Source organism: Amycolatopsis sp. cg9, from assembly GCF_041346945.1.
GTDB lineage: Bacteria > Actinomycetota > Actinomycetes > Mycobacteriales > Pseudonocardiaceae > Amycolatopsis.
This window is the reverse complement of sequence record NZ_CP166850.1, coordinates 5,971,989-5,978,699: the sequence shown is the minus strand read 5'-3', so window position 1 is coordinate 5,978,699 and position 6,711 is coordinate 5,971,989. Positions and strand designations below refer to the sequence as shown.

General features: G+C 76.1%; 1 protein-coding gene (cut by a window edge). It reads right to left on the bottom strand.

Annotated features, from left to right (window positions below):
* Positions 1-15 precede the first annotated feature (15 nt).
* On the bottom strand, positions 16-6,711 hold the final stretch of the coding sequence (locus AB5J73_RS28340) for a type I polyketide synthase (protein ID WP_370961709.1). Its footprint extends 20,325 nt past the window's final position; 6,696 of the gene's 27,021 nt are visible here — the last part of the coding sequence; its start codon lies beyond the right edge, outside the window; its stop codon occupies positions 16-18.

Here is a 6,711-nt window from a genome sequence, read left to right as displayed (position 1 = left end):
GTAGGTTCATCGGGGTCAGGTGGCCTCGCCGTCGAGCGCCGCGCGGACCAGGTCGTCGACCGACATGCCGTCGATGTCGGCGGCCTCGTCCCCGGCCGGGTCGGGCCCGGCCAGGCGGCGCAAGGTGTCCAGCACGCCGCTTTCGCGCAGGCGTGCCGGGGAAACGGCCGCGAGCAGGGCGCGCAGCTCGGGGTCCAGGTCGTCGGGAGCCGCACCCGGAGCCAGCTGCCGCACCAGGTCGGCGGCGAGCACGGCGGGGGACGGCTGGTCGAACACGAGCGTCGCGGGCAGGTCGAGCCCGGTCGCCGCGGCGAGCTGGTTGCGCAGCTCGATCGCGCTGAGGGAGTCGAACCCGAGCCCGGAGAACGGCCGCTCCGGGTCGACCGCGTGCGGCCCGGCGAACCCGAGCACCGCGGCGACCTGGGTGCGGACGACGTCGAGCGCGGCCTTCTCGCGATCGGACGGCGGCAGCTTGCCGAGCCGCTCCCGCAGCACAACTCCCACTTCGACCGGCGCTTCCGCGGTGAGCCGCCGGTACTCCGGCAGATCGGTCAGCAGTGGTGCCGGCCGGGCCGCGGTGAAGGTCCGCAGGAAGGTCGCGTGGTCGATGTCGGCCACCACCGGCGCCGCGTCGGCCGCGAGCACGACCTGCGCGAACGCGGCGAGCGCGAGCTCCGGCGGCACCGGCCGGGTGCCGGTGCGCTGGGCCCGGGCCGCGGCGTCGGCGGTCTCGGCCATGCCCGCTCGCCAAGCGCCCCAGGCGATCGAGGTGCCGGGCAGGCCGTCCGCGCGCCGGCGTTCGGCGACGGCGTCGAGGACCGCGTTCGCCGCGGCGTAGTTCGCCTGGCCGGCGTTGCCGACCGAGCTGGACGCCGAGGAGAACAGCGCGAAGACGTCGAGGTTCAGGTCCCGGGAGACGCGGTCGAGCACGAGCGCGGACGCGGCCTTCGCCGCGAACACGGCGTCGAACCGGTCCGGGCCGTAGCCCTCGAGCACGCCGTCGTCGAGGACGCCGGCCGCGTGGATCACCGCGGTGACGTCCGGGGTCAGCAGGTCACGGACGGCGGCCGGGTCGGTGAGGTCGCAGGCGACGACCGAGGCCCGCGGGCCCAGGTCGGCCAGCAGCGCGACGGCGTCCGGGGTGTCCGGGCCGCGCCGGCCGGTGAGCACGACCCGCGCGGCGCCTTCGGCGAGCGCCCAGCGGGCGACGTGCTTGCCGAGCGCGCCGGTGCCGCCGGTGACGACGACGGTGCCGCGCGGCTGCCACGCCCGCGCCGGCTGACCGGCCGGAGCGCGCACGAGCCGCCGGGCGAACGTGCCCGCCGCGCGCACCGCGACCTGGTCCTCGGTCCCGGCGAGCACGGCGCCCAGCCGGGCGAATGCGCGTTCGTCGAGGCCGGCGGGCAGGTCGGCAAGGCCGCCCCAGCGCTGCGGCTGCTCCAGCGCCGCGACCCGGCCCAGGCCCCAGAGCGCGGCCTGCGCGATCGAGGTGACCCGGTCCGACGGCACGGCGGTGACCGCGCCGCGGGTCAGGCACCACAGCCGGGCCGCGCTGCCGGTGCCCGCGAGGGCCTGCAGCAGCGCGGTGGTGGCCGCGGCGCCCGCGGTCGGCGTGGATTCGTCCAGCCCCAGCAGGGAAACGACGCCGGTGACGCCGTCGAGCGCCGCGGTCAAGGTGTCGGGGCCGGTGACCTCGGCGCCGAGCGCCTCGGCCACGCCCGCGACCCACGGGTCTTCGGCGAAGCCGGCGGGCACGACGACCAGCCACTTGCCGTCCGGCACCGCACCCGAAGCGCCGCCGAGCGGCTTCCAGGCGACGCGGTACCGCAGCTCGTCCACAGTGGACTGCTGCGCCCGGCGGTGCTGCAGGTCCAGCAACGCGGGCAGCACGGCGTCGAGCGCGGCGCGGTCGACGTCGATCTCCTTGGCGAGCACGTCGGCGTCCAGCCCGGTCAGGAAGTCCGGCGTGGCGGCCGCGGCCGGGGTGTCCGGCCAGAACCGCTCGTGGTGGAACCGGTAGGTGGGCAGGTCGACCGGCCGGGCCCCGGCGAAGAGGCCGGCCCACTCGACGGGGGTGCCGCCGACGTCGAGGCGAGCGAGGGCCGAGACCAGCGTCGGCTCGTCCTCGCGGCCGGCGCGCAGGGCGGCGGTCACCGTGGCGGACTCGCCGGTCAGGGGCCGGGTGAGCGCCGCGAGGGTGCTGTCCGGGCCCAGCTCCAGGTACTTGGTGACGCCGAGTGAGTCGAGCGCGGCGACGGCACCGGCGAACAGCACCGGACGGCGGACGTGGTCGGCCCAGTACGCCGCCGTGCCCAGCTCGCCGGTGACCGGGGACGCGGTGACGGTGGACACGACCGGGAGCGCCGGCGGGGCGAACTGCACCCCCGCGGCGATCCGCTCGAACTCGTCCCTCATCGCGTTCATATGCGACGAGTGAAACGCGTGGCTGACCCTTAAACGTCTAGTCTTTCGGCCGCGCGCCGCGACGAGGTCCGCGACCTCGGCGACCGCGTCCGGGTCGCCCGAGACGACCACCGCCTCGGGTCCGTTGACCGCGGCGATCGACAGCGGCCGCCCGCCGATCAGCTCTTCCGCCTCGGTCTCGCCGAGCTCCAGCGCGGCCATCGCCCCGCCCGGCAGCTCCTGCATGAGCCGGCCGCGGGCGGCGACCAGCCGGGACGCGTCGGCCAGCGACAGCACGCCGGCCGCGTGGGCGGCGGCGAACTCGCCGATCGAGTGCCCGGCGAGGTGGTCGGGCCGCACGCCCCACGACTCGACGAGCCGGTAGAGCGCGACTTCGACGGCGAACACCGCCGGCTGCGACCACCGGGTCTCGGCCAGCGCGTCGGCGTCGTCGCCGAAGACGACGTCCCGCAGCGGGCCGGGCAGGTCGAGGTCCAGGTGCGCGCACGCCTCGTCGAACGCGGCGGCGAACACCGGGAACCGCTCGTACAGGTCGCGGCCCATGCCCGGGTACTGCGAACCCTGCCCGGAGAACAGGAACGCGAGCTTCCCGGTCGCGGGCTTGCCGGTGTGCACCAGCGGCGACGGCGTCCCGGCGGTGAGCGCGCCGAGCCCGGTCAGCAGTTCCTCCCGGTCCGCGGCCACGACGACGGCCCGCGACTCGAACCAGGCGCGGGTCGTCGCCGCCGAGAACGCCACGTCGGGCAGCGCGAGTCCGGGGTGCGCGACCAGGTGCTCCCGCAGGGCGCGAGCCTGGTCCCGCAGGCCGTCGGCGCTTCGCGCGGACAGCCGGACCGGCACGGTCCCCGGGGTGGCGGCCGGACGCGGCTCCCCCGGCGGGGCCTGTTCCAGCACCAGGTGGGCGTTGGTGCCGCTGGCGCCGAACGCGGAGATCCCGGCCCGGCGCGGGTGCCCGGTTTCGGGCCACGGCAGGCTTTCGGTGAGCAGCTCGACGCTGCCCGCGGACCAGTCGACGTGCTCGGACGGCTTGTCCACGTGCAACGTCTTGGGCAGCAGCCCGTACCGCATGGCCAGCACCATCTTGATCACCGCGGCCGCGCCGGCCGCCGCCTGGGTGTGACCGAGGTTGGACTTCACCGAACCGAGCAGCAGCGGCCGGTCGCGGTCGCGGCCGTAGGTGGCCAGCAAGGCTTGCGCTTCAATGGGATCGCCGAGCTTCGTGCCGGTGCCGTGCGCCTCCACGGCGTCCACTTCGGACGGTGCCAGCCCGGACACGGCGAGGGCGCGCTTGATCACGCGCTGCTGGGCCGGGCCGCTGGGCGCGGTGAGCCCGTTGGACGCGCCGTCGGAGTTGACCGCCGAACCCCGCACCACGGCGAGGATCCGGTGGCCGTGGCGGCGGGCGTCGGACTCGCGCTCCAGCACGATCATGCCGACGCCTTCGGACCAGCCGGTGCCGTCGGCGGCGTCGGCGAAGGCCTTGCAGCGGCCGTCCGCCGACAGCGCGCCCATCTCGCCGAACTCGACGAAGCCGGTGGGGCTCGACATCACCATCACGCCACCGGCGACGGCGAGCGAGCACTCCCCGGCCCGCAGCGCCTGCGCCGCCAGGTGCAGCGCGACCAGCGACGACGAGCACGCGGTGTCGACGCTGACCGACGGGCCTTCCAGCCCGAAGGCGTAGGAGACGCGGCCGGACAGCAGGCTGGCCGCCTGCGCGGTGGCCTGGTGCCCGGGTGTGTCGGCGGGCGGGGTGTAGTCGCCCGAGCCGCCGCCGATGTAGACGCCGGTGTCGCCGCCGCGCAACCCGGTGGCGTCGATGCCGGCGCGTTCGAAGGCCTCCCACGCCACTTCGAGGACGAGCCGCTGCTGCGGGTCCATCACGATCGCTTCGCGGGGCGCGATCCCGAAGAACCCGGGGTCGAACTCGGCCGCGTCGTGCAGGAACCCGCCTTCCTTGGCGGCGCTGCTGCCGGGGCCGTCACCGGTCAGCGCGGCCAGGTCCCAGCCGCGGTCGGCCGGGAAGCCGCCGACGACGTCCCGCTCCTCGACGACCGCCCGCCAGAGGTCCTCCGGCGAGCCGATGCCGCCGGGGTAGCGGCAGCTCATGCCGACGATGACGACCGGGTCGTCGCCGAGCGCCGCCGGGGCCGTTTCGGTGGTTTCTTCCGCCTCGCCGAACAGCTCGGCCAGCAGGAACGTGGTCAGCTCGCGGGGGGTCGGGTGGTCGAACACCAGCGTCGCCGGCAGCCGCAGCCCGGTCTCGGCGCTCAGGGCCGTGCGCAGGTCCATCGCGGTGAGCGAGTCGAAGCCCAGCGCCGAGAACGCGCGGTCGGGTTCGATCCGGTCGGTGCCGGGGTGGCGCAGCACGGTCGCGGCGGCGGTCCGGACCAGGTCCAGGACCGTTTCGAACCGTTCCCCCGGAGCCAGGTCGCGCAGGCCGGGCCCGGTCGCCGGGGCCGGGGCGAACAGTGGCGACAGCAGCGGGCTCGGCCGGGCCGCGGTGAACGCCGGGCCGAAGCGGTCCCACCGGACGTCGGCGACGACCGTGGTGAGGTCGGCGGACCGCACGGCGGCGAGCAGTGCGGTGGTGGCGGCGGCCGGGTCGAGCACGGGCAGCCCGCTGTCGCGCAGGTGGGCTTCGTCCTCGCCGGTGCCCGCCCAGGCCGAGAAGGCGACGACGGACGCGGGTTCGCCGCGGTCACGCCGTTGCCGCGCGAAGGCCTCCAGTTCGGCGGCCTCGGCGGCTTCGTCGCCGCGGCCGCGCACGCCCCAGACCCCGGCGACCGAAGTGAGCAGCACGAACGCTTCCAGGGGCCACTCGGCGTACTGCCTGGCCTCTTCGAGACTTCCGCGGTGGATGACCGCGTCCGGCGGGGACGCCAGTGCGGCCGGATCGCGGACGACGTCGACGCCGGTCAACTGGCCGGCGAGCAGCGCGGCCGGGCCGTCGCCGGTGACGAGCACGGTGCCGCGCGGCTCCCAGCGTTCCCCGCCGGCGGCGGCGCGGGTCAGGCGGCGGCCGTAAACCCCGGCCGCGCGGACGGCGACCTGGTCTTCGTCCCCGCCGAGCACCGCGCGGAGCCGGGCCGCGGCGCGGGTGTCCAATGCGGCCGGGACGTCGACGAGCCCGCCCCAGCGCATCGGGTCGTGCAGGGCGGCGACACGGCCGAAGCCCCACAGCGCGGCCGGTCCGTCGACGCGCTCGGCGGGGGTGACGGCGACCGCGCCGCGCGTCACGCACCAGACGGGGACGTCGACCTCGGCCAGGAGTTCTCGTGTTCCGGCAACGGTTTCCCGCAGCGACACCACCACGTCGGCATCGGCCGGGTCGCGGCCGGCCCCGAGGGCTTCGGTGACCCGGTCCGCCCACTCGGCGTCTTCGCCGGGGACGACCGCGATGTTCGCGGGCTCGGGCTCGGCGACGAGGACCGGTTGCCAGGTGATCCGGTAGCGCAGGTCGTCGGCCGCGGCCGCTTCGGCCTGCTTGCGCCGCCAGGCGGCGAGGGCGGGCAGGACGGCGTCGACCGCGGCGGGGTCGACGGCGAGCTGTTCCGCGAGCCCGGCGGTGTCCGCGCGGTCGACCGAGGCCCAGAAGCCGTCGTCGGCCGGGCCGCTCGTGACCACCTCGGGCCAGTACCGCTCGTGCTCGAAGGGGTAGGTCGGCAGCTCGGCGCGGCGGGCGCCGGTGCCGGCGAACCACGCGGCCCAGTCCGGGTTCACGCCCGCCGTGAACAGCGTGCCCAGCGCGGTCGCCGCACTGTCCTCTTCGGACCGGCCGCGGCGCAGCAGCGGCACGATCACGCGGTCGTCGGCCGGGTCGACCAGCGGCGTCAGCGCGGCGTCCGGCCCGACCTCGACGAACAGCGAGACCCCGGACCCGGCCAGCCGGTCGAGGGCGTCGCCGAAGCGGACGGTCTCGCGGACGTGCCGCACCCAGTACTCGGGATCGGTGACATCGCCGTCGGTGACGAGCGGGATCACCGGGGCCGCGAACCGCAGCCCGGTCACGACCGCCCGGAACTCGTCGAGCATCGGGTCCATCAGCGGCGAGTGGAAGGCGTGGCTCACGGCTAGCCGCCGTCCGCCGCCGAAGGTTTCGGCCACCGCGAGCACGGCTTCTTCGTCTCCGGACAGCACGACGGACTGCGGGCCGTTGACCGCGGCGATCGCGACCCCGTCGGTCAGCCGCTCCCGGACATCGGCTTCGGACGCCCGCAGCGCGACCATCGCGCCACCCTCGGGCAGCTCCTGCATCAGCCGGGCGCGGGCGGCGACGAGCGTGCA